The sequence below is a fragment of the Francisella marina genome, from assembly GCF_008369785.1.
GTDB lineage: Bacteria > Pseudomonadota > Gammaproteobacteria > Francisellales > Francisellaceae > Francisella > Francisella salimarina.
In genome coordinates this window covers 1,478,671-1,502,087 of sequence record NZ_CP043552.1, presented here as the reverse complement: position 1 = coordinate 1,502,087, position 23,417 = coordinate 1,478,671, and the positions used below count along the sequence as shown (strand labels likewise).

Genomic DNA, 23,417 nt, shown 5'->3' with positions numbered 1-23,417 from the left:
TTTAAAGGAAAAATAATGTCTAATATTGGCGGAATAATAAAGTCTATACAAAATATAATGAGAAATGATAGGGGCTTAAATGGTGATGCTCAAAGGATTGAGCAGTTAGGCTGGATGATTTTTCTCAAAATTATTGATGATAAAGATATCGAAATGGAATTGATAGAAGATGATTATGTATCACCTATCCTAGCAGATTTACAATGGAGAAACTGGGCTAATGATGATGAGGGTATTACAGGCGATCAGCTTTTAGATTTTGTCGATAATAAGCTTTTTCCAACTCTAAAAAATTTGTCGATTAGTGGTAGTAATAGGCGCGCACTATTGATAAAAGAAGTTTTTGAGGGAAATAACAACTATATGAAGTCTGGAGTTATTATCAGACAGGTTATTAATAAGCTTAATGAAATCGATTTTAATAATAGCCATGATAAACATATATTTGGCGATATTTACGAGAGTATTTTAAAAGAACTACAAAGTGCAGGTAATAGTGGAGAGTTTTATACACCTAGAGCTGTTACTCAATTTGTAACAGAAATGGTTAATCCAGAGCTAGGTGAGACTGTTTTTGATCCTGCTTGTGGTACTGGTGGCTTTTTAGTTAATGCTATCGAGCATATTAGAAAAAAAGATGTCAAAAGTATCGATGATAGAGCAACTCTACAGAAGACAATTAGAGGTGTTGAGTTAAAACCATTGCCACACATGTTGGCACTAACAAATTTAATTCTTCATGATATAGAGGTTCCAGAAATCTTTTATGATGATGCCTTATCAAAAGAGCTAAGCTCTATTAAGCAAAAAGATAGAGTCGACTGTATATTAGCAAACCCTCCATTTGGTGGTTCTGTTTCTGATGGGATGGAGACTAATTTTCCAGCAAACTATAGAACAAAAGAAAGTGCTGATTTATTTTTGATTCTAATGATTCAATATCTTAAAGATGGTGGTAGAGCTGGAATTGTATTGCCAGATGGTAGTTTAACGGGTGATGGAGTTAAGCAGAGGATTAGACAAAAACTTCTTGATGATTGTAATTTGCATACTATAGTTAGACTTCCAAACTCAGTTTTTCAACCTTATGCAAGTGTTGCTACTAATTTACTTTTCTTTACTAAAGGAACTCCGACAAAAGAGATATGGTACTATGAGCATAAACTTCCAGAAGGACAAAAAGCTTATAGTAAAACTAAGCCAATAAAGATAGAAGAATTTGAGCCATTAAAAGCATGGTGGAATAATAGACAAGAGTCTGAACAGGCATGGAAAGTTAATATCGAGACAATCAAAAATAATGGCTATAATCTTGATATTAAAAATCCACATAAGCAAGAAGAAGAGCACATTTATACATCAACAGAGTTGTTAGATATGCTTCATAAATCTTTTGCCAAAAGTGATGAGCTATTAGCTAAGCTTAAAAGTGAGTTGTTATGATAAATAGAAATGAAGACTATATAAAATCACTTGTTAATGAGTTAGTTAAACTACCAAACGAAACAGAGTGGGTAGAGTTTAAGCATAATAATAAAGCCCCGCAACAAATTGGTGAATACATTAGTGCGTTATCAAATTCATCAGCATTAAATGGTAAAACCAGTGGCTATATGGTTTGGGGGATTGATGATAAAACACAAAAGATATTAGGAACAGAATTTGATCCTGCAAATGAAAAATACAATAATGAATATTTAGAAAACTGGCTTTTAAGACTTCTTAATCCTAAGATAGAGTTTAAATTTTACAGTGTTGAAATTGATAGTAAAAAAGTAGTTTTGCTAGAAATAGCATCGGCTTATAAGCATCCTGTTAGCTTTAAAGGCGTTGAGTATATTAGGTTTAGTTCATATAAAAAAAATTTAAAAGACTTACCAGAGAAAGAAAGAGAGCTTTGGCGAGTTTTTGATAGAGAGCCATTTGAGAGACAAATTGCTGTAAATGATTTAGATTCATCACAAGTATTAGATTATTTAGAATATACCAAGTATTTTGAGCTTTTAGGGTTACCACTACCAGAAAATAGGAATTCTATTATCGAGGCTCTAATAGCAGATGAAATGGTTACAAAGCAAGATAATGCAAAGTATGCTATTACAAACTTAGGAGCAATCCTTTTTGCAAAAGATCTTTCTAAATTTCAAAATCTCAAGAGAAAAGCTATTAGAGTTATTCAATATACAGATAATACAAAATTTGAGACAAAAAAAGAGTTAGTAGGTAATAAGGGCTATGCAGTAGGCTTTGAAGGGCTTATTGAATATATCAACAATATACTTCCATCAAGTGAGATCATTAATCAAGCTTTTCGTGAGAGTAAGACAATGTATCCAGAACTATCTATAAGAGAGATAGTCGCAAATGCTATTATTCATCAAGATTTTTTTGCAACGGGAAACTCTGTAATGATAGAAATATTTGCTAATCGCTTTGAGGTGACAAGTCCAGGTACGCCGCTTATTGATACTGAGAGATTTTTGGATTCACCACCTAGATCAAGAAATGAGGCATTAGCATCATTTATGAGAAGAATAGGTGTATGTGAAGAAAGAGGTAGTGGAGTTGATAAGATAGTAGCTCAAACAGAAAAATATCAATTGCCTGCACCGATATTTAAAATTAATGGAGATTATACAGTAGCTATATTATTTGGTCATAAAGAGCTAAAAGATATGGATAAAGCTGATAGGATTCGAGCTTGTTATTTGCATGCTAGTTTGAGATATGTTCAGCATGATTATATGACAAATACTTCATTAAGAGAAAGGTTTGGCATAGATGCAGGAAATGCGGCGATGGTTTCAAGAATTATCAAAGATACTTTAGAAGCTAACAAAATAGCTATATATGATGAAAGTGTTGGAACTAGAGCAAGATCATATATACCAATATGGGCTAAATAAGTATAACAAATATAATTTGTTTGACTGTTGTTTGACTAAAAAGGATTTATAAAATAGTTGAAACAAACTAAACCCTTATGAAATAAGGATCCTAGACTAATAAGTTTGTTTGACTGTTGTTTGACTGAAGGTGAAAATGTGAGTACTTGGCAGAAAGTAAAGATTGGTAATTTCTTATATGAAAGAGAAGGAAAATATAAACCAAATGCTAAAGAAGTAGAGGGTTTGTCAAGAATAGAGAAAATTGACTTTAAAGGCAACTTTCATATAGGGGTAAAGCCGTCAAGAACTAATTTGATTTTAGTTAAAAGAGGTGATCTAGTAATATCAGGAATAAATGTAGCAAAAGGTGCTATGGGGATATATATGGGTGAAGAAGATGTTGTCGCAACAATTCATTATTCATCATATACTTTTGATAAGACAAAAATTAATTTGGAATATTTTAAAAGATTTCTTAAGAGCCCAGAGTTTATAAGATTACTTAATGAACAAGTTAAAGGTGGAATAAAAACTGAAATCAAACCAAAGCATATTTTACCGTTAGAAATAAGCTTGCCAGATATTGTTACTCAAAATGAGATAGTTTCTAACTTTGAAAAAATTGAAAATGATATTGCAGAACTTGATTATGATGTTAGACATCAACAAAATCTATTGAAACAATTAAAACAAACAATTTTACAAGAAGCTATTGAGGGTAAGCTAACTTCTAAATGGCGAGAGCAAAATTCAGATATAGAACCAGCATCCATCCTACTGGAGAAGATAAAAGCAGAAAAAGAGAAACTAATAAAAGATAAAAAAATCAAAAAACAAAAATCATTACCACCAATTGCAGATGATGAAAAGCCTTTTGAGATTCCAGAAAGTTGGGAATGGTGTAGGTTGGGATCTATAACAAATGCAGTTCGGGGTGGTTCACCAAGACCTGCTGGAGACCCAAAGTTTTATAATGGAGATATACCATTTTTAAAAGTAGCAGATTTAACAAATGATGATTGTATGTATGTTCAAAAATACACTTATTCTATTAAAAAAGCTGGATTACATAAAACAAGATATATTAAGGATGAAACATTATTACTAACTAATAGTGGAGCAACGCTTGGAATACCAAAAATATCATCATTTTCTACAGCTTTTAATGACGGTATTGCGGCATTTATTTATATGAATGAAGAATTGCATAAACCTTATTTTTACTATATGTTGAAGTCTAAAACACAGTGGTTTTTAAAAGAAGCATCAAGAGGACAAGGTCAACCTAATTTAAATACGGATATTATTGGAGGTATAATCATTGCTTTACCAACATTTGAAGAACAAAAAGAAATAGTATCTATTATTGAAAAGCTGTTTGCTATTTGTGATCAGTTAGAAGAGCAAATCAAGAGCTCAAAAGGAAATGTTGATATGCTTATGAAAACAGTTTTAAAAGAGGCTTTTGAGCATGGTGAGGGGTAGGGTCTGTTTTCCTAGTTTTCACACAAAAATTTTTTGTGATATAATTTATCTCGTTAGTAATGCGTATCCTCGCAAATAAATATAATACTTTATAAGTATTATGTGGACTTTTTTATAAAGTCTGACATCTATGTCAACGACAGTGGATTATATATGTATGAAAATATATGTTGTTATCTATGTAGGCATAGAGGGCGTAATCGAGAGAAATTACGCCATTTAAGTGAGATTTACTGATGATATAACGCACCTTTAGAGGCGAGAGAAAAGAAGAGCAATTCCGCTCTTCTTCAAACCTAAAGGAGACTAACATGCGAAAGCAAAAGAAAAAAAATATATCATCAGATGCTTGGTCTAGTAAAATAGTTGTTATAGTTTTGGCTGTAATAGGTTTTTCTAGTCTTGCTAATAATATTACGTTTGAGGAAGTTAAAGTTTCTTTAAATATAGCTATTAGTGGTAGTATTAATACACCAAGCAGTTCTCATTAAAAAAAAGATGAAAAATTTAGTTTACGCAAAAAATCAGTCTCCATTATATAAACTAAATTCAAAAAAGAAGCTTGCTACTTTGCTTTATACTGATATCAATAATATAAAAAAATGTTTAGCTAATCCTAAAAGATATAGAAATTTTGAAAAGCCTGTTGCTAACAAGGTTAGATCTTTTGAGCCACCAGTTGGGCTAAATAAAAAGATACATACAAGAATTTTTCAGTTATTAACAAGAATTGATGATATATCAGAATATCTCCATTCTGGTGTTAAAGGTAGATCTTATGTAACTAATGCAAAACAACATCAACTTTCACAGTATTTCTTGAAAATGGATATAAAGGATTTTTATCCGAGTACTGGTAAAGACAAAGTTTTTCTATTTTTTTATGAATATTTAAAATGTAGTCCAGATGTCGCTAATATGTTGGCTTTATTATTGACTAATGGACGACATTTAGTCCAAGGTAGTTGTGTTAGCCAGATATTGTCATTTTACTGTAATAAAAAAATGTTTGATGAAATCTATAAATATTCAAAAGAAAGGAATATAACTTTTACTTTATATGTTGATGATCTATCTTTTTCTAGTTCACAAAATTTTGATGCTAAAGAAATAATAAAAGAGGTAAGTAAAATACTTCATAGGAATGGGTATAAAGTTAAGAGTAGTAAAACGAAATACTCAAAGATAGGTAATATTACGGGAGTAATTGTAAAAAATACTAGACTTTTAGTCAGAAATAGAACTCATGAAAAAATTCATAGACTACAAAATAAAGATAGTAAAAAAGCTAAGCAAATAATAGGTCAAGCTAGATATATAGAGCCTACTTTTTATACAAAAAAATAATTTTTTATTTTTTATGTAAGAATTGTTATACCATCCACCCCTAGCTAAAATAGCAGGGTGTTAAAGCAAGCTGGTATATTTTATTTCTTTTAGATAGCTCTCAAAATCTGAACTAAAACATCACGACAAAAATAATATTTTTGATTGAGTTTTAAGCTTATTTATTACTTTTGCTAAAGTAAGTAAATAATCAAGTAGATTTATCAAGCTACCAAATAAACCCCATAGGCTAGAGTTTCTCAATATCGTCCACCCTTAGCTGTAAGCAGGGCGTTAGACAGAGCCGATATTTGATTAACTCTTCGCCGCTTCCCCAAGAATTTGGGGAGTGCTCAGCCCACCGTCTGCGCTACGCTTGACCAACGAGTTTCACACGATGGACTAAAGCCGAGCAAAGCACCCTGTCGCAAGCTAAGGGCACAGTAACAAGTTTGCTAGTCTAAGTCCCTCCCGTTTCACTGGTAAAACCCGTTGGTCAACCTTATCAGGCCGACGGCGGGCAATGCGTAATGCTTCGCATGATTAATACTTAGAAACGCTATTGTAAAAGATTTATATAGCCTCAGGGCTATCTAAATCAACTAGCGTTTCAGAAATTTTAAAAACTTACTTGTATGAAAAAAATAAACAAATTGTTACCTATTTGTTACCTAGAAGATTTTTCGAGGTTTTGCTTATGTGGTTTGTTGGTGTTCTGAAAGTATTGAAAATAAAGAGAAAAACTTGTGGTAGCTATGAGTGGACTTGAACCACCGACCCCAGCATTATGAATGCTGTGCTCTAACCAACTGAGCTACATAGCCACAAAAGATGATTGATATTATATGTAATTTAGTTAAATTGTCAATATTAATTCATATCGATGTTAAAAAAAATATTACTGATGTTTTATTACTTGCTAAATATATTAGTTTTGTAGTACGATATAAACCAAGTATACACAGGGTTTACCCTATATAACTATTAATAAAATAAGAAATGTCTGAAGGTAGAAACAAATTAAACGATTTTTCATTGTTACAATCATTGTTGGGTGGGTCATCTAAGATAGAAGAGAAGACTTCTAGAATGAAGCAAGCTAGAGATAAGAATATCTCTAAGAGTAAAAATACTCCTAAAACTCCTGCTAAGAAAGTAGAAGATAGAGATACCTCTTTTATACGTATTCCACAATATGGTCATAGGATAAACAACAAGACAGTAAATGAGCTACAGAATCCTCAATTAGAAGATGCTCAAGAAATTGTAGTTACTGTTGATGTTGAAAAAGAAAGACAAAAAGAAGAAGCTAAGCTATTTAAGTGGCTATGTCATCGTTTTCCAAAATGTTTTGATCCGATCAATAAAAAGCCACTAAAAATTGGTATAAGCGAAGAAATTGAAATAATTTATCAAAATGAGCATTTCGCTCCTGTAGATAAAATGGTTCTTAGAAATGTATTGCGCCGATATGTTGGTGATACACGCTATCATAGAGCTGTTTTTGAGCTTAAACAGAGATTTAATCTACAAGGTCAACCGGTTGAGGATTATGCTCCTGAGCATGTTGAGTACTCTAAAAAACGTCTTGATGAGATTGCTGAGAAAGCTGAGTTTAGAGCAAAAGGTTTGACTATGAAAGATTATTACGAATACAAAAAGCAGCAGCAAGAAGAAAAAGTAGATACAGAAGAGTAAATTCTTAAATCATTTTAAATCACCGTAAATTATTGCCTCTTTTGTCTTTTAAGTTTATTCTTTTACGTATGAATTACTAATTTATATTATGTTGTGAATTCAAAAATAAATAAAATTTTCTCTAAAAATTTTTTAATAGTTTCGGTTTTATCGGTATTTTTTGTGCTACTAACCAGTTGTGCAACTGATGATGGCTATCAAGGTCAACCGCTTCCTGTTATAAAGCATGGTTATTCAAAGAAAAAACAGATGGCTTATAATATATACGGCTTTAAGTTCGAAAATACACCTAGAGGTATTTACAATATTCTTGACAAAAAGCCTACTCAGTTTTTGGTTAACGTATATATTGGCGATAATTATGGCTGTAAGTTTATTTATACTATGAATAAAGATGGCAAAAAAGAAGAGATTAGCAAAACAAGTTCTTTTGAATCATACTTGTCAGGTAGTAATGAGTTACTGAAGCTTGAATGTAAGGGTGAAGATTCTAATATTGATTATAAGATTGTTGTCTATGCTAATAATGTTGAATATGACAAAATAGGGAATCTGTCTTATTTGGTTGCTTCTGGAGGGCTCTAGCTCTACTTTCTCCAAAAATCTGGCATGAATAATACTAAAATAGTAAATATCTCAAGACGTCCTGCAATCATTGCAAAATCACATATCCATAGAGCCTCTTTGGGAAGGTTCTTGAAATTAGAGCCTATTTCTCCTAAACCTGGACCGACATTTGATAGCGTAGTTGCGATAGTGGAGAATGCTGTAGTGACGTCTAGACCGCAACCTAATAAAGCTAACCAGCCACCAGCAAAGATTATAATATAGACGGAAATAAATCCTGATACTCTATTTAGAGCTTGCTCAGAGATATGGATGTCACCAAGCTTAACAGTAAATACTCCTTGAGGGTGAATTACTCTTTTAGCTTCTAGGATAGCTTTTTCCTTAAAAAGAATTGCACGAATCATCTTCAAGCCACCGGCGGTTGAGCCACCACAACCACCAATTATTCCAATAAACATTAGCATTATTGGTAAGAAGCTAGGCCATAAGTAGTAGTTTGTATCAGAAACAAAACCAGCACTAGAGGATATTGATATCACTTGAAAAATACTATTTGTGACTATGCTAAAAACATTAGACAAGTCATCAGTGTGAGCAATCATTGTTATACATACTATAAAAGACGCAAAAAATATAAAATAAAAATATGCTTTAAATTCAACATTTTTGAAATAGTGACTTATTTTGAATTTCGATAAAGCTATATAGTGAGCTTTGAAACTAGTAGCTCCCAAGAAAAGAAAGATTCCACAAACTAGAATCATTCCAAAAGGCTTATCAGCCATACTTGAGTCAGATGGAGCAAATCCTCCTGTAGATACAGTTGAGAATGTGTAGCATATAGCATTAAAGGGATCTACGCCAACTAATAAATAAGAAATAAAGCATAGGAATGTTAGCAATAGATATACTAGCCATAGAGCTTTGGCAGTACTTGAAATTTTTGGAGCGATTTTGTCATCTTTCCATTGTCCTGATATTTCAGCTTTATATAGCTGCATGCCACCTACACCTAAAAGTGGTAAGATGGCAACTGACAAAACGATAATCCCCATACCGCCAAAAAATTCAGTTTGTTGACGATAAAATAGTATACTGTGTGGTAGTTTGTCTAGTCCTTCAATTACCGTACCACCAGTGGTTGTAAAGCCAGAGACTGATTCAAATACAGCATCAGTGAATGAGAGGTTTAAGCCCGGAAATGACATATAAGGAATAGCACCAAATACAGTCACAAACATCCAAACTAAAGTTACTATCAAAAACCCATCTCTATTCGAAAGTTTTTTTTGGGTGTTCCTGGAGATAAACCATAAAAAGAAGCCACATGAAAAGGTCACAGCAAAGCTTAAAATATAAGGATAGGCATTTTTTTCGGCATATATGTAGTCAACTAATAATGGACTAAGCATAGTGATGCTTAAAAACATTAAGAATATACCAATTATCTTTGGTTTTTGACTCAACATAATTTGCTAATACTTAAAAGCTTAATGTTTTGTATATGACTTTGATGTTTAGTTTAGTATAATTATACACAAGCTACAAGATAATTTATATTTAGTATTTTAGGAGAAGTCGTAGTATGATGAAGCTTATATTGCGTTTGGCTCACTTGTTCGATAACAAAAAAGATAGAGCCTATGTGAGTGAAATAGACCAGTTTTTACAGGAATTCGATAAAGCTAACCCACAGAAGTCGGAATCACAAAAAAAAGAAATATTAAAGCACAGAAATATCTACAAAAGAGAAGCTAAGCCTAAGACAGATTTTCTTGATGGTTAGTTCTTTTATAAAAGCAACTTAATATATTCTTAGTTAATTCTACTTTTACAATCAGCTTTTATTAGTATCCCAAATATAATACACTTATGGTACATTTGTGTACCTTTTTTGATTATTAGTAAGTTATGAAAAAGAATTATTTTATTATCGCTACTATATCGGTTTTTATAGTTGCATTTTTTTTGCTTCTAAATTATCTGCAACCAATGAGAGCAGATGATTTTGGTAGAGCTAATACGGATACCCTGGCAAAGGGTTTAATAATTATGGTTCACTCTATTCAGGCTGATTATTTTACTTGGACAGGCAGAGTTTCTGCTCAGGCTTTAATCTACTTCCTGATGAGTAAAACATATATAACTTTGTCACTATTTATAGTCAATGTGGTTAATTCGATAGCATTTTATATATTCATGTTGCTGACCTTCAAAATAGTCACTTATGATCGAGGTAGAATATTATCTAAAGATTTTGCTATATATAGTTTTTTCTTTGTTTTTGTCTTTTATCAAACAGGGTTTATGGCAAATATCCTATGGAAAACAGGAGCTATTCAGTACTTTTGGGGATTAACATTACTTACTGTTTTATACTATTTCTCTATAGTCAAAAATAAAAATAGTATGATGCTTGGCTTATTTATTGGCTCGATTATTGGTTTATATAATGAGATATTTGTATGTGTCAGTATTTTACTTTGTCTAGCATACTTTTTTGAAAGAGTGCTAACAAAGAAAGTTATAAACGATACGCTTGTTGCTTTTTTTGTGGCGTGTGGAGTCGGAGGGATTGTATTAATAACAGCACACGGAAACTATGCAAGGTTAGATCATTTATCATCAGGAGTTCAGTCATCACTATTGCAAAATGTTACTCGCTTGATAAGTGAGCTAATATTTACGCCACAGTATACGCTTATACTGTTGATTATGATTGTGATCTTTTTAATATTAGCTTTCACTAATAAAAATTTCAAAAAACTATCAATAGTTGTATATTCTGCAGCACTTGTATTATCACTGTTTGTATTAGTGCCAGTGGCAAAGTCATACGATCTAAATCAAAGAGTATTACTTATTTATTATGCGATATTTTTTATGGCTGCTTATATGCAAATTTATAGTCATAGTAGTTTATTTGTTATTAAACTATATGTAGCTCTCAAAAAGCTAAGTCCGATATTTGTGTTGTTGTTGGTAGCACAATTATATTTAATATTTAGTATGAGCTTGTTTTTTTATAACTTCGAGCAAAAGCGTGATGTTTTAGTAGAACAATATCAACATTCGGGAGTTACTGATCCAACATTACCGTGTATAGTTGATTATATATCACCAACTGTTTTTATTGATGATATTACACCTAATAAAGATCTTTATAATAATCAAGCTTATGCTGATTTTTATGGTTTTAAAAGTGTCGCTTGTAAGACTGTTGGTTAACTAAAAGTAGGATATGAAATAATGTTAAATAAAAGTTTTTTTATAAAAATATTGCTGCTGATTGTTTTTGTTATAACTTTTTTTATTAGTGTTGCAATTTATAGTTATGTGTTTGCTAGAGTGCAAAATTCAACAATATTTTTTAAAATTTTAGATGTTATAAGAGTGCATAGTTTGACTCAGGTAGTATCTTTTGTATGGATTACTTCATTGCCGGTGTTGCTAGCTGTTTACTACTATTTTTTCTTTAGAGTGATTTTTAAGAAGTATATAAAATAAAACTATCAATCTTTAGTTTCATCAATTACATCAGTATCTTTAGGGATGTCGAAGTTAAATTTAGTATTATCTATGTCAATATCGGTTTTCACATCTGAGAAAGAGATTTTGGTAAATTGATTTAAAGAAGTGGATATAGCTAGGTATTCAAGATTTTCATTATTAGAGAATTTAATTTGTATACTATCAACCATTTGATCATTCTTGGGTTTTAGTAGGTATGTGTTCTTGTCGAGCTCTTTAACAGTAAATAGTTTATTTATATTGTCGGTGTTTTTAGAAAGCAAAATAAGATAAGGGAATTGAGCTATATTATTAGATACTTTCTTTATGATAACCTGTTCTAAGTCGCCATCATATATCCAAAGCTTTGATCCATTTGAGATGATTTCTTGATTATTAGGAGAAGTAGTTATCCACCTGAAGAACTTAGGCTTTTTTAAACTCATATAGCCTTTTGAGCTAATATTATCGCTAGCTCTTCCACCATTAATGAGTTTTTGATCAAAGCTTGCAGTCATTGAGTGAATGTTTTTGATTTTGTTTATAAGATCATCACTAGCATTAGCAAAACTATAGTTGATGCCAAATATAAGAGTTAGGAGTAAAGCTATTTTTTTCATTTAAGAGTCTCTTTTAATTAGAACTTCGCGCATACCATTTTGATTCATTTCTGAAACAATACCGTTTTCTTCCATTTCTTCCATCAGCCTTGCAGAACGGTTATAACCTATCTTTAATTTACGTTGGACAGCCGATATAGAAGCTTTTTGTGTTTTGATAACAATTTCTACAGCCTCATTATATAGTGGATCTTCGCTGTCTCCGCTACCATTGCTAGAGCCACCACTACCATTATCAGCATCCTCAGAGGCTTCTAAAATATCTTGGACATAGTCAGGCTCACCATACTCCTTCCATGATTCTACTACTCTATGTACTTCATTATCATCAACAAAGGCACCATGAATACGCATAGGGGCTCCAAAGCCGGGCTTTAAATAGAGCATATCACCTTGTCCAAGAAGTTGCTCAGCACCTTGCTGGTCAAGGATTGTTCTAGAGTCAATCCTTGAAGATACTTGGAATGACATCCTTGTTGGAATGTTTGCTTTGATTAATCCTGTTACAACATCAACAGAAGGTCTTTGAGTTGCTAAAATGATATGGATACCTGCAGCACGAGCTTTCTGTGCGAGTCTTGCAATTAGCTCCTCAACTTTCTTACCGACAACCATAATCATATCGGCAAATTCATCTGCAACAACTACAATGTATGGCATTTTTGTAAGAGTTGGAGCCTCGTGAGCTCTTTCTGGATTCATTTTGATGAACATTGTATCTTTGAGAGGTCTGCCAGCTTTTTCTGCCTGCTCAATTTTATCATTAAGTAATGCGATATTTCTAACTCCAGCAGCAGACATTAGCGCATAGCGACGCTCCATCTCTTTAACACACCAACGCAAAGAGTTAGCAGCTTCTGTCATATCTGTAACAACTGGTGTTAGTAGGTGAGGTATGCCATCATAGATAGAAAGCTCAAGCATCTTAGGATCAATCATAATAAATTTAAGCTCATCAGGGCTACATTTGTATAGCATACTGAGAATCATCGCATTAACACCAACAGATTTACCAGATCCTGTTGTACCAGCTACTAGTAAATGAGGCATTTTAGCAAGTTCAGCAAAAGTTGGCTTACCGGATATATCGACACCTATTCCCATTAAGGTAGGGGCTTTTGACTTCATGAATTCAGGTGAGGCAAGTACTTCCTTGATGCGTACCATCTGTCTAGTTGGATTTGGTAATTCTAAACCTACATAAGGCTTACCTGGTATAACCTCTACAACTCTAACAGCTGTGGTTGATAAGGCTCTAGCTAAGTCTTGAGCAATATTGGTAAGTTTGCTAACTTTTGTACCTCTTGCTAAATCTATCTCGTATCTGGTAATTACAGGACCGGGATAAGCGGCGACTACCTTAGCATTTATGTTAAAGTCATTTAATGTTTGCTCTAGTAAAGATGATGTTTCATTAAGTTGTGTCTGTGAAATAACAGTCTGCTTTGGCTCGGGTTCTGTAAGTAGATCCAGTGATGGTAAACTAGACTTTTTTAGAGGCTTAGTAACAGTTTGAGTGCGTGTAATTTCTCTTAGATCTTCTTTAGTCATTCTATTTGAGGGGGAAGACTCCTCAGCTTTGACGTCATCAAAATCGATATCAAGGTCCAAGATAGGTTCTTGTTTTATTGAAGCTGTTTTATTCAAATCTTTTTTAGGATCTTTGAATGAAAGTTCGTTATCAATATCTGTGTTTTCTAGAACTTCACGGAAAGTATCATTCTTTTTTGGAGAATTATCCTTTTGTATGTCAACGGATAATTCATTTGAATTATTTTTTTCAAGGTTTTTTGTTGAGTTTGTTTTTCCTTCGAATGCATCGAAATCATTTATGTCAGGTATATCTTTATCATCTTTAGGTTTAGCTTTTGATAAGTAACTCAGGATTCTGCCCAAAAACATAGCTATATTTTTGACAATATAAATCCATGTTGTGCCTGAATATAGTATTAAACCAACAAATAGTGATATTAGTAATGTAAATGTTCCACCTACGGAACCTAAATATTTTATAACAAATTTTGCTGTTTCATATCCTAAGATTCCTCCTGAACGCTGAGGCACCCAGTAGTTAAAAAAATTAAGATAAAGTTCAGATAACCCACAACAAGAGAGTATAAAGGTAATGATTCCAACTGTTTTGATCGTGAACATCAAGTAGCTGAGGCTTTCTTGTTTTCTTTTTAGCAGAAGAATCCTAACAAAATCGATAAGCAGAAAAGGCAGAATGAAGCCAATAATTCCAAAAATTGCGAGTATAAAACTAGATATGTAAGCTCCGACAGGACCTGCATAGTTCTTGATTGTAGTTTCAGAAGAAATACTGCTCCAGCCTGGATCATTTATATTAAAGCTAAATAGTGCTATGAATAGATATACTATTATCGCGGTTAATATAACTATGAGAGTTATCTTAAGCCTACCTACCGCATGATTTGTTTTGTTTATATTGTTGTCAGCCATGATTTTGTAAAATGTTTAAAAATTAATGATAAAAACCAATTCATAATTCTAACAAAAAAAACTCTAAAAATGTTAGACTATACTACTAATTTATCAAGCATAAGTATTAAAGGGACAAGATTTGGCTAGATTTCATATCGTATTGGGTTTTATAGTTTGCTTTTTTGCGTGGGTATTTTTTTTAATATTTCCACATCTTGACATACAAATAGCAGGCTATTTTTATGATTCATCTATGCACCAATTTACGGGTGGTTATGATGGTTTTTTGGGTTTTCTTCACTGGTTTGCGAGATTTTTTCCAATATTTTTTTCTATAGTCGTTATTTTATTTTTGTTGGGGTCACTTTTCATAGATAAGTTTAAGATTAAAGCTAGAAAGGCTATATTATTTGTGGCTGTCTGCTTATGGATTGGACCAGGTTTGGTTGTCAATTATGTATTCAAGGATCACTGGGGTAGACCTAGACCAGTTATGGTTCAGGAATTCAGTGGTGATAAGGTCTTTCAACCTCCGTTTGTGATATCATCACAGTGTGATAAGAATTGCTCTTTTGTGTGTGGTGATGCTTCAATGGGCTTTTGGATATTTGCATTTATGCCACTGGTTGCTACACGTAGAAAAAAAGCCATAGTATTTACTGCTGCAATATTAGCCGGAGGTGGTCTAGGGTTGATGAGAATAGCACAAGGAGGCCATTTCTTTAGTGATGTGGTGTTCTGTGGAGTATTCGTTTATATATGTACATGGGTTGTTTATGCAATTATGTACCGGAAAAATAACGTTGATTTATAGGTTATAAACATACATAATTGAAGATTGAAGATATTGGTTGGAGCAGTATTATGGATTTAGGTTTTATTTTTATGGCAGAGGTTTGGAATATATAGAGAAGCATTGTTTTATCTCTAACTTTCTAACTATTTAATCGCTCTAAAAAAATCTTAAATTTCCTAGATACCGACCTAATTGTAAAGAGTAGCTTATTAATTTGCCTCTTTGATTTTTTAATATTGCCTATGGGAGAGAAAAATAATAGATGTCACAAAAGCTTAAACGTGGATTACATACTCGTCATATGTCAATGATAGCCTTGGGCGGCTGTATAGGGACAGGTTTATTTGTAGCACTTGGTGGGGCCATAGCCGATGCAGGGCCTGGAGGTACTGTTTTAGCGTATGTCATAATTGCAATAATGGTATATTTTTTAATGGCTAGTCTTGGTGAGATGGCAGCTCATAGTCCTGTTAGTGGAACATTTTGTGAGTATGCAACTCGCTATGTTGATCCTGCTTTGGGTTTCAGTACAGGTTGGAGTTATTGGTTTAATTGGGCGATAACCGTGGCAACTGAAGTAATTGCAGCTGCGATAATTATGCAGTACTGGTTTCGAGGAAGCTCTATATTATTATGGAGTGCATTTTTCTTTGTGCTCGTATTCGCTTTGAATATATTCTCAGTGAAAGTGTACGGTGAGGTTGAGTATTGGTTATCATTTATCAAAGTTTCAACAGTTATTATATTTATTATAGTTGGTTTCTTATCGATTCTTGGTATGGTTGGAAATCATGGCAGTGTAGGTTTTGAAAATTGGCGTATAGGCGATGCACCATTTCATAATGGCTGGTGGGGATTTATCTCTGTATTTATGATTGCCGGATTTTCATTTCAAGGGAGTGAACTTATAGGTGTGACAGCTGGTGAAGCTAAAGATCCTGATACGTCTATTCCTAAAGCTATTAAACAAACTTTTTGGCGTTTGTTTATATTTTATATATTAGCAGTAGTGATAATTAGTTTCTTGATTCCATATAATAATCCTTCTTTGATACAGTCTAGTGCTGGAGATGATGTCTCGGTTAGTCCATTTACAATGGTTTTTGAGAGCGTTGGCTTAAGCTCAGCAGCTACTATTATGAATGTGATTATTCTTACTGCGATAATATCAGCATGTAATGCTAGTATGTATAGTGCGACTAGGGTCTTATGGCATTTGGGTAAGATTAAGCAAGCCCCTCAGTTTTTTGCAACTACTAATTCAAAAGGCACGCCAATAATTGCTCTTTTAATTACAGCTTTAATTGGTAGTTCGTTCTTTTTTGTATCATTTGTCGGAAGTGGGAAAATATTTACATGGTTAGTTAATGTATCAAGCTTAGCTGGTTTTATAGCTTGGTTCACAATTGCCTTGAGCCACTATCGCTTTAGAAGAGCATATATTAAACAAGGTAAGAGCTTGAATGATTTACCATTTGTTGCGAAGTTCTTCCCTTGGGCTCCGATTATTGCATTAATTTTGGTTTCTATCGTAATAGTTGGTCAAGGAGCAACTATGCTGACTATGGAGGGTAGAAGTTGGTCTAGTGTTATAATTGAGTTTCTATCAACTTATGTAGGTTTCTTTGCATTTGTGATACTATATTTTGCATATAAAATAATCAAAAAAACAAAACTAATAAAACTTGAGGATTGTGATCTTTCAAGGGAGTCGTAGTTGTAGCATTATGAACACTTTTTTTATTCAAGGCAGGACTGGCCGGATTGAAGCAGTCTATGATAAAGTCAAAGGTGCTAATCAAGAAATTGTCGCAGTTATATGTCACCCTCATCCGCTATATCAAGGCAGTATGCACAATAAGGTTGTGACAACTCTTTCTAGAGCTATGAAGACATTAAATATTGAGTCATATAGATTTAATTATAGAGGTGTTGGAGATAGTCAAGGAGAGTATGGAGAGGGGGTTGGTGAACTGGAAGATCTTCTTTCTGTCTGTAAATGGATTAAGGAAAATACTTCTTTCAAAAAAATCATATTGTGCGGTTTTTCATTTGGTGGAGCTATAGCTTATATGGGTTTGAATAAACTTGATAATGTTGTGGGTCTAGTAACCATAGCGCCAGCTGTTGACAGGTTTGATTTGACTAAGTTTGGTGAGCCTAATAACATTCCTTGGCTTGTTGTACAGGGAATAGATGATGATACCGTAAATCCTAATTCTGTGTTTGATTTTACTCTTAAAACAGTTAAATCAGATTTAACATTAGTTAAAATGAATGAGGTTGGACATTTTTTTCATGGTAAGCTTATACAGTTGAAAGATGAGGTAGAAAAATTTTTAATACCAACCGTAGATGAACTATAAAACAAAAAAGGACCAAAGCAAATGAATAGAAATGTAGCACTAGAAGCAGTAAGAGTCACTGAGCTAGCAGCTTTAGCATCATGGAGTCAGATGGGTAGAGGCGATAAAATTGCTGCAGACCAAGCAGCTGTTGATGCGATGAGAAAGGCATTAAATGAAGTAGCTATTGATGGAACTGTTGTTATTGGAGAAGGTGAATTAGACGAAGCTCCTATGCTATATATTGGAGAGAAGGTTGGAGCAGGTGGCTGTGAGGTTGATATAGCTTTAGATCCACTAGAAGGTACAACTATAACATCTAAAGGTGGCCCAAATGCGCTTACAGTTTTAGCTGTAGCAGATAAAGGAGGTTTTTTAAATGCTCCTGATGTATACATGCAAAAAATTGCTGTTGGTGGTATTGATGCACCTAAAGGTATAGTAGATTTGGATGACTCAGTTACTGAGAACCTAAGAAGGGTTGCTGAGTTTAAGGGTGTGCATATGTCTGCGCTAGTTGTTTGTACTATGGATAGGCCTCGTCATGAACATATTATCAAAGAAGCACGTGAGTGTGGTGCTAGAGTTGTGCTTATTGATGATGGTGATGTATCAGGAGTTATTTCTACAGCTACGGAAGGATCAGGTATTGATGTATTTATTGGTACTGGTGGAGCTCCTGAAGGAGTTCTTTCAGCTGCAGCTCTTAAATGTCTTGGTGGTCAAATGCAAGCTAGGCTTGAATTTCATAGTGATGAAGAAGTTCAGAGAGCGCATAGGTTAGGCGTTACAGATCTTGATAAAAAGTACGATATTGATGATTTAGCATCAGGAGATATAGTTTTTGCTGCTACAGGTGTTACAGATGGTAATATGCTTCGAGGTGTGAAGAGAGTTAATAGTACTCGTAGAGGATCTTATGCTGTTACTCATAGTGTGGTTATGCGTTCAACAACTAAGACTGTAAGACATATCACAGCAGAGCATAGCTTTGATTTTAAGGATGGTGTCGAGAAGTTTATGTCTTAAACTTACTTCAAACTCCCATTATTCTATTTTATATTTATCCAATATATAAATTTCTATATTGTTAAGCTTGTATAGTAAACTTTAAAATGACTTTTGAAAATGTTAAGTTTATAGGATGTATTTTTTAAATAGTCACTAGATAATGAGTCAAAATAGTATACTCTGGGTTACATTCATAATATATATTCTAATTATATTTAGTATAGGAATATATTCATATTTTCAAACAAAAAAAGTTTCGGATTATATGTTGGGCGGTCGGTCTTTGAGTGCTCCAATAGCAGCGTTAGGTGCTGGCGCATCTGATATGGGATCTTGGTTGTTATTAGCTTTGCCGGGAGCATTCATGGCTTCAGGGTTTAACCAGATATGGTTGCCATTAGGTTTAACATTAGGAGCCTTCGTTAACTGGGGAGTTATAGCTAGGAGATTGCGTATTTACACAGAAATTGCCAAAGATTCGATAACAATTCCTGCATATTTTGAAAATAGGTTTCATGATAATAAAGGAGTAATAAGATCGTTAACAGCCATAGTAGTAGTTATCTTTTTTACAATATACACAGGCGCTGGATTTGTATCAGGTGGTATTTTGTTTAGCTCAATGTTTGGTATTTCTTATCATGAAGCTTTGCTACTAACGGCTACAATTATATTTATTTATACATGTGTTGGTGGTTTTTTAGCTATATCTTGGATTGATTTTTTCCAAGGAACTTTAATGCTTCTGGCATTATTGGTTGTGCCAGCTGTAGTCTATTTCAATTTAGGTAGTGTGGATATTATAGATAATTTATCAAATATAAAAATTCAGGGTTTTTATGATGTTACTTCAGGAGTGCCTTTGATTACTATAGTATCATTACTTGCGTGGGGATTGGGATATTTTGGTCAGCCACATATAATTGTGCGTTTTATGGCAATAAAAGATCCAAATAAGACTTCACAAGCAATGTGGATTTGTATGATATGGATGATTTTAGCATTGATAGGAGCAGCTTGTGTAGGTATTCTTGGAGCTGCCTATTATAGTGATGGCTTGACTAATCCGGAATCTGTATTCTTAAAACTGTCGGCAGTATTTTTTAACCCTTGGGTGGAAGGAATCTTGCTTGCTGCAGTTTTATCAGCGGTGATGAGTACGTCATCAGCGCAATTGTTATCATTATCAAGTGCTTTCTCTGTTGATGTGTATGCCAAGTTTCTTAGGAAGAATGCTTCCCATAAAGAACTTCTTAATATTAGCCGCTTGGTAGTGTTATTGGTGACAATTTTTGCGATTATACTATCGTATAATCCAGAGACAAGTATTTTAAAGTTAGTAGGTTATGCATGGGCTGGACTTGGTAGCTCATTTGGTTCTGTGGTGATTTTTTCACTATTTTGGTCTAGGATGAATAAAAAAGGCGCCATTGCAGGGGTTCTAGTAGGATCACTGACTGTTTTGATTTGGCCATTGTTTAGTGATTTAGGAGGATGGTTTAAAGTTTATGCTATGGTTCCGGGATTTACTTTAAGTAGTATATGTATAGTATTGGTTAGCTTACTAACATCTAAGCCTGAAGAATCTGTGCAGTTAGAATATCAAAAATATAAACAATCATTATAATTACTTATTGTGAGAGTTACTTTTTTCAAGTAAAATTCTCATCATTTGAATTCTATAATTTTTTATGAAAAAACTGTTATCATCTATAACAGCCTTGCTAGTTTTTTATGGTCTTTCTCAAGCTGGTGAAGATCTCGCAAGTATAGCTTTGTTGTCACTATTGTGTTGTTTTGTTATTTATCTTTTTGTAACATCTAAATCTCGCAGGTTGAATTTTGTAACTATAGTATACGTATGCTTGAGCTTTGTTTTTGTTACATTTGTGACAAAAGCTATATTGAATGTTGATTATGGTTCTCATCCTTTCATATCCATCTTGATATTGTGTATTTTATTGCCTACCTTTTTTTTACTTGGGTATAGAATTATTTTGAGTATCCATTGCTTTATTGATAGTCTTTTTGGTAGAAGTACGAGTTATGAGGGAATTGAGCAAGAGTTAGGATGCTCCGTAGTTATAACTACTCGTAATGAACCTTTTGAAGTTTGTAAGTTAACTTTTGATTCGGCGTATCAGCTTGATTATCCTGCTGATAAATTTGAGATAATAATTGTTGATAACAGTGACTTAGATCATCCAGACTTCTTAAAATGGCAAGACTATGTTAGTAAACATAATATGAAAGGTGACGTTAGCTGTAAATTTATCCATAGAAAAGGCACAGAGGGATTTAAGCCACGCAATCTTGATATTGCCATGGAGCATATTTGCTATGACTATGTTTTATTTTTAGATGCTGACTCAACGTTACCTAAAAGTACATTAAAAGTCGGGTTACCAGAGTTCAAAAAAGACGCTAAGCTTGGTTTTGTTAGCTTTTTGATAGAAAGTACTAACTATAGCACTAATTTAGTTACAAAAGTGGCCAGTATCTTCCAAAATACAATTCGCTATTTTAACGAGTTCGTAGGTAAATATGGATATTGTAACTATCAAGGGCATAATGGTATTTGGAGTAAGCAAGCCTTACAAGCGACATCTAAATGGGAAGAGTACTATAGATCTCAAGTGATGGTAACAGAAGATATTGCTGCTGGATTTAGATGTTATGAAGCAGGGTTCAATAGTAAGCCGATATTTCTTAAAACAGGTGAGTGGGTTCCTACATCTCTCAAAGAATTCGAGAAAATGTGGTTAAGGTGGTCTTTTGGTGGTATGCAAGTTATGCATAAGTATATGTCAAAGATAATAAGCTCCTCAAATCTGAATTTTAGAGTTAAGCTTGATATGTTGTATTTACTTTTTAAGGTTGTAGCTTCAGGTTTTCCAATATTTGCATTATTATTAGTGCTTTTTCCAAGAAGTAATGTAGCTTTTGTATCAATAGTAAATGTTACCCTTATCCCATTAGTTATATTGAGTGTATGGTATTATTTATATGGAAATATTAAAGGTAATTTTATAAGTAAAATTTCTCAGATTTATATAGCGATGTTTATGTTATCATCATTTGTATTTTGGTGTGGTATAAAAGCTGAGATTAACTACTATTTGAATAAACCCCAAGGCTGGAAACCAACAAGTAAGGTTTTTGATAAGGTTGAAGGCTGGACTCAGGTTATCTATGATAATTTTGGTAAATTAAGCTTTTCTATTTTAGGTCTTTCAATAGCAATATATTCTATTTCTAGGCTTTATAGCCAAGTAGATTTTTATCTATACTTGTTATGCATGTTGCCAAGTATATTGCTTTTTTTAAATACTATACTGTGTGTGTTAGTATTAGGTAGGGCGAAATACTAGAGTAATATTGATGATGGAGTATGATAATCTTATTTTTTTGATTGTGGCCTTTGGTTTTGTCCTTCTTAATGCTTTTTTTGTTATAGCTGAATTTTCATTAGTTAAGATAAGAAGTTCGCAAGTTGAGGTTTTAAGTAAGAGAAATGGATTACAGGGTAGAATACTTTACAAGGTTCATAGCAATATAGATATCTATCTTTCTGCTTGTCAATTTGGTATAACACTAGCTTCATTAGGTTTGGGATGGGTTGGAGAACCTGCCTTTTCTGAACTATTAGAGCCAGTTTTTGTATTTTTTGGAGTTACAGGGAATCTTTCAAGAATTATTGCTTTTGCAATTGGGTTTGCAATTATATCATTTCTGCATATAGTGATCGGCGAGCTTATGCCTAAGTCAATGGCTATCAGGCAAACTGAAAGGCTATCCTTGCTTACTTGTATACCTCTATATGTTTTTTATTGGTTAATGTTTCCATTTATTTGGATATTAAATATTACAGCAAACAAGCTTTTGAAGTTATTTAATTTAGACACTGTGGCAGAGGCTGAGTATGGGTATACTACAGATGAGGTCAAAATTATTTTAAAAAGTAGCCACCTAAAAAAACCTCTCACAGAAGAGCATAGAGATATTTTATTAAGAATGGTTGAGTTTTCGCATCTACAGGCAATCGATGCTATGAGGCCTATAGAAGAGATGGTAGTTATTGATTATGATTCATCAGTTAGACAAAAGCTCGAAGTGGTCAAAGACAATCTTTATACGAGATATCCTGTTTATCAAGGAGATAAAGGTAATATTATTGGGGTAATTCATACAAAGGATATTCTGTGTGCATTAGATAATGATTTACGGCAAGAGAGTTTAAGGCCGATATTAAAAGTGTCTCATCATGATCAATTAATTGATGTTTTGCGAAAATTCCAGCAAGGTAAGCCTCACTTTGCATTAGTCTATAAAAAAAATAAACCTATAGGGTTTATTACGTTAGATAACTTATTAACAATAATGATTGGTAGAATCTCTGATGAATTCCATCTTGTTAAAGAGCCATGGGTAACATTAGCGAATAACAAATTCTTGATAAAGGCTCAGGCACCTGTGTACGCAATAGAAAAATTAGCAGATGTTGATCTTTCTGAATATCCAGTAGATACTGTTATTGATTTGCTAATTGCTTTATTTGGGCATCAGCCAACAATAGATGATGTATGGGAGCAGGAGAGTTTTTATATTAGACCGTATAGGTTTGAGGGTAATTCTCTAGAAGAGGTTATTCTAGAGCTTAAGTAGGATGCCTAAAATTCAAAGCATGAAAAAGTGACTTAAAAAAATAGCTGTGTTAGTATAT

19 protein-coding genes and 1 tRNA gene are annotated in these 23,417 nt (G+C 33.2%); 16 read left to right on the top strand and 4 right to left on the bottom strand.

The window, feature by feature from the left end; translation table 11 throughout:
* The first annotated feature begins 15 nt into the window (after nt 1-15).
* The 5 genes from F0R75_RS07390 to F0R75_RS07370 all read left to right on the top strand — a co-directional run bounded on the left by F0R75_RS07390 (nt 16) and on the right by F0R75_RS07370 (nt 5,720).
* Nucleotides 16-1,443 carry a class I SAM-dependent DNA methyltransferase gene (locus F0R75_RS07390; RefSeq protein WP_149377256.1) on the top strand — a complete coding sequence of 476 codons (1,428 nt, stop codon included), beginning with the start codon at nt 16-18 and terminating at the stop codon, nt 1,441-1,443.
* A complete protein-coding gene (locus F0R75_RS07385; protein ID WP_149377255.1) occupies nt 1,440-2,906 on the top strand; it encodes an ATP-binding protein in 1,467 nt (488 codons plus the stop codon). The genes F0R75_RS07390 and F0R75_RS07385 overlap by 4 nt, the downstream gene beginning before the upstream one ends.
* Before the next feature lie 138 nt (nt 2,907-3,044).
* Nucleotides 3,045-4,373, top strand: a complete 1,329-nt coding sequence (locus F0R75_RS07380) for a restriction endonuclease subunit S (RefSeq protein ID WP_149377254.1) — start codon at nt 3,045-3,047, stop codon at nt 4,371-4,373.
* A gap of 311 nt (nt 4,374-4,684) precedes the next feature.
* On the top strand, nt 4,685-4,864 hold the full coding sequence (locus tag F0R75_RS07375) for a hypothetical protein (RefSeq protein ID WP_149377253.1): 180 nt from the start codon (nt 4,685-4,687) through the stop codon (nt 4,862-4,864).
* Between the two features lie 7 nt (nt 4,865-4,871).
* Entirely contained in the window at nt 4,872-5,720 is an 849-nt protein-coding gene (locus F0R75_RS07370; protein WP_149377252.1) for a reverse transcriptase family protein, read from the top strand.
* Nucleotides 5,721-6,446: 726 nt separating this feature from the next.
* Here the strand turns inward: F0R75_RS07370 and F0R75_RS07365 are convergent.
* A tRNA-Met gene (locus F0R75_RS07365) sits at nt 6,447-6,523 on the bottom strand.
* Nucleotides 6,524-6,698: 175 nt separating this feature from the next.
* Between F0R75_RS07365 and F0R75_RS07360 the strand changes: the two genes are divergently transcribed.
* Both F0R75_RS07360 and F0R75_RS07355 read left to right on the top strand, forming a co-directional pair.
* Nucleotides 6,699-7,397 (top strand): ProQ/FINO family protein, encoded by a 699-nt coding sequence (locus F0R75_RS07360; RefSeq protein WP_149369166.1) that lies wholly within the window; start codon nt 6,699-6,701, stop codon nt 7,395-7,397.
* 105 nt (nt 7,398-7,502) lie between these two features.
* Entirely contained in the window at nt 7,503-7,982 is a 480-nt protein-coding gene (locus tag F0R75_RS07355) for an FTL_1709 family lipoprotein (protein ID WP_149369228.1), read from the top strand.
* Between the two features lie 2 nt (nt 7,983-7,984).
* On the opposite strand, the gene F0R75_RS07350 is transcribed toward F0R75_RS07355, so the two are convergent.
* Entirely contained in the window at nt 7,985-9,439 is a 1,455-nt protein-coding gene (locus F0R75_RS07350) for a potassium transporter TrkG (RefSeq protein WP_149377251.1), read from the bottom strand.
* Nucleotides 9,440-9,552: 113 nt separating this feature from the next.
* On the opposite strand from F0R75_RS07350, the gene F0R75_RS07345 reads away from it, so the two are divergent.
* Both F0R75_RS07345 and F0R75_RS07340 read left to right on the top strand, forming a co-directional pair.
* Nucleotides 9,553-9,753, top strand: a complete 201-nt coding sequence (locus F0R75_RS07345; protein WP_004286565.1) for a CBU_0585 family protein — start codon at nt 9,553-9,555, stop codon at nt 9,751-9,753.
* A gap of 125 nt (nt 9,754-9,878) precedes the next feature.
* On the top strand, nt 9,879-11,195 hold the full coding sequence (locus F0R75_RS07340) for a DUF6056 family protein (RefSeq protein ID WP_149377250.1): 1,317 nt from the start codon (nt 9,879-9,881) through the stop codon (nt 11,193-11,195).
* A gap of 284 nt (nt 11,196-11,479) precedes the next feature.
* Here the strand turns inward: F0R75_RS07340 and lolA are convergent, their stop codons facing one another.
* Nucleotides 11,480-12,097, bottom strand: a complete 618-nt coding sequence (lolA, locus tag F0R75_RS07330) for an outer membrane lipoprotein periplasmic chaperone LolA (protein ID WP_149369170.1) — start codon at nt 12,095-12,097, stop codon at nt 11,480-11,482.
* The gene (locus F0R75_RS07325; protein ID WP_149369171.1) at nt 12,098-14,560 is read right to left on the bottom strand and encodes a DNA translocase FtsK; all 2,463 of its coding nucleotides are present in this window, start codon (nt 14,558-14,560) and stop codon (nt 12,098-12,100) included.
* Nucleotides 14,561-14,681: 121 nt separating this feature from the next.
* Here F0R75_RS07325 and lpxF point away from each other — a divergent pair, with 121 nt between their 5' ends.
* The 7 genes from lpxF to F0R75_RS07290 all read left to right on the top strand — a co-directional run bounded on the left by lpxF (nt 14,682) and on the right by F0R75_RS07290 (nt 23,359).
* Complete coding sequence (lpxF, locus tag F0R75_RS07320; protein ID WP_149369172.1) at nt 14,682-15,356, top strand: lipid A 4'-phosphatase LpxF; 675 nt, start codon at nt 14,682-14,684, stop codon at nt 15,354-15,356.
* Nucleotides 15,357-15,600: 244 nt separating this feature from the next.
* On the top strand, nt 15,601-17,055 hold the full coding sequence (locus tag F0R75_RS07315; protein ID WP_149377249.1) for an amino acid permease: 1,455 nt from the start codon (nt 15,601-15,603) through the stop codon (nt 17,053-17,055).
* Nucleotides 17,056-17,065: 10 nt separating this feature from the next.
* A complete protein-coding gene (locus F0R75_RS07310) occupies nt 17,066-17,704 on the top strand; it encodes an alpha/beta hydrolase (RefSeq protein ID WP_149369173.1) in 639 nt (212 codons plus the stop codon).
* A gap of 21 nt (nt 17,705-17,725) precedes the next feature.
* A complete protein-coding gene (gene glpX, locus F0R75_RS07305) occupies nt 17,726-18,712 on the top strand; it encodes a class II fructose-bisphosphatase (protein ID WP_013922103.1) in 987 nt (328 codons plus the stop codon).
* A 142-nt stretch (nt 18,713-18,854) separates the two neighbouring features.
* Nucleotides 18,855-20,321: a sodium/proline symporter PutP gene (gene putP, locus F0R75_RS07300; protein ID WP_149369174.1), complete on the top strand. Its 1,467-nt coding sequence runs from the start codon at nt 18,855-18,857 to the stop codon at nt 20,319-20,321.
* Between the two features lie 64 nt (nt 20,322-20,385).
* Complete coding sequence (locus F0R75_RS07295) at nt 20,386-22,065, top strand: glycosyltransferase family 2 protein (RefSeq protein WP_149369175.1); 1,680 nt, start codon at nt 20,386-20,388, stop codon at nt 22,063-22,065.
* A gap of 10 nt (nt 22,066-22,075) precedes the next feature.
* A complete protein-coding gene (locus F0R75_RS07290) occupies nt 22,076-23,359 on the top strand; it encodes a hemolysin family protein (protein ID WP_149369176.1) in 1,284 nt (427 codons plus the stop codon).
* The last annotated feature ends 58 nt before the right edge of the window (nt 23,360-23,417 follow it).

Coding starts and splice junctions, on each gene's coding strand:
- F0R75_RS07370 (WP_149377252.1), top strand. CDS start 4,872: ATGAAAAATTTAGTTTACGCAAAAAATCAGTCTCCATTATATAAACTA.
- F0R75_RS07385 (WP_149377255.1), top strand. CDS start 1,440: ATGATAAATAGAAATGAAGACTATATAAAATCACTTGTTAATGAGTTA.
- F0R75_RS07390 (WP_149377256.1), top strand. CDS start 16: ATGTCTAATATTGGCGGAATAATAAAGTCTATACAAAATATAATGAGA.
- F0R75_RS07295 (WP_149369175.1), top strand. CDS start 20,386: ATGAAAAAACTGTTATCATCTATAACAGCCTTGCTAGTTTTTTATGGT.
- glpX (WP_013922103.1), top strand. CDS start 17,726: ATGAATAGAAATGTAGCACTAGAAGCAGTAAGAGTCACTGAGCTAGCA.
- F0R75_RS07310 (WP_149369173.1), top strand. CDS start 17,066: ATGAACACTTTTTTTATTCAAGGCAGGACTGGCCGGATTGAAGCAGTC.
- F0R75_RS07340 (WP_149377250.1), top strand. CDS start 9,879: ATGAAAAAGAATTATTTTATTATCGCTACTATATCGGTTTTTATAGTT.
- lolA (WP_149369170.1), bottom strand. CDS start 12,097: ATGAAAAAAATAGCTTTACTCCTAACTCTTATATTTGGCATCAACTAT.
- F0R75_RS07375 (WP_149377253.1), top strand. CDS start 4,685: ATGCGAAAGCAAAAGAAAAAAAATATATCATCAGATGCTTGGTCTAGT.
- putP (WP_149369174.1), top strand. CDS start 18,855: ATGAGTCAAAATAGTATACTCTGGGTTACATTCATAATATATATTCTA.
- F0R75_RS07315 (WP_149377249.1), top strand. CDS start 15,601: ATGTCACAAAAGCTTAAACGTGGATTACATACTCGTCATATGTCAATG.
- F0R75_RS07345 (WP_004286565.1), top strand. CDS start 9,553: ATGATGAAGCTTATATTGCGTTTGGCTCACTTGTTCGATAACAAAAAA.
- F0R75_RS07325 (WP_149369171.1), bottom strand. CDS start 14,560: ATGGCTGACAACAATATAAACAAAACAAATCATGCGGTAGGTAGGCTT.
- F0R75_RS07360 (WP_149369166.1), top strand. CDS start 6,699: ATGTCTGAAGGTAGAAACAAATTAAACGATTTTTCATTGTTACAATCA.
- F0R75_RS07290 (WP_149369176.1), top strand. CDS start 22,076: ATGATGGAGTATGATAATCTTATTTTTTTGATTGTGGCCTTTGGTTTT.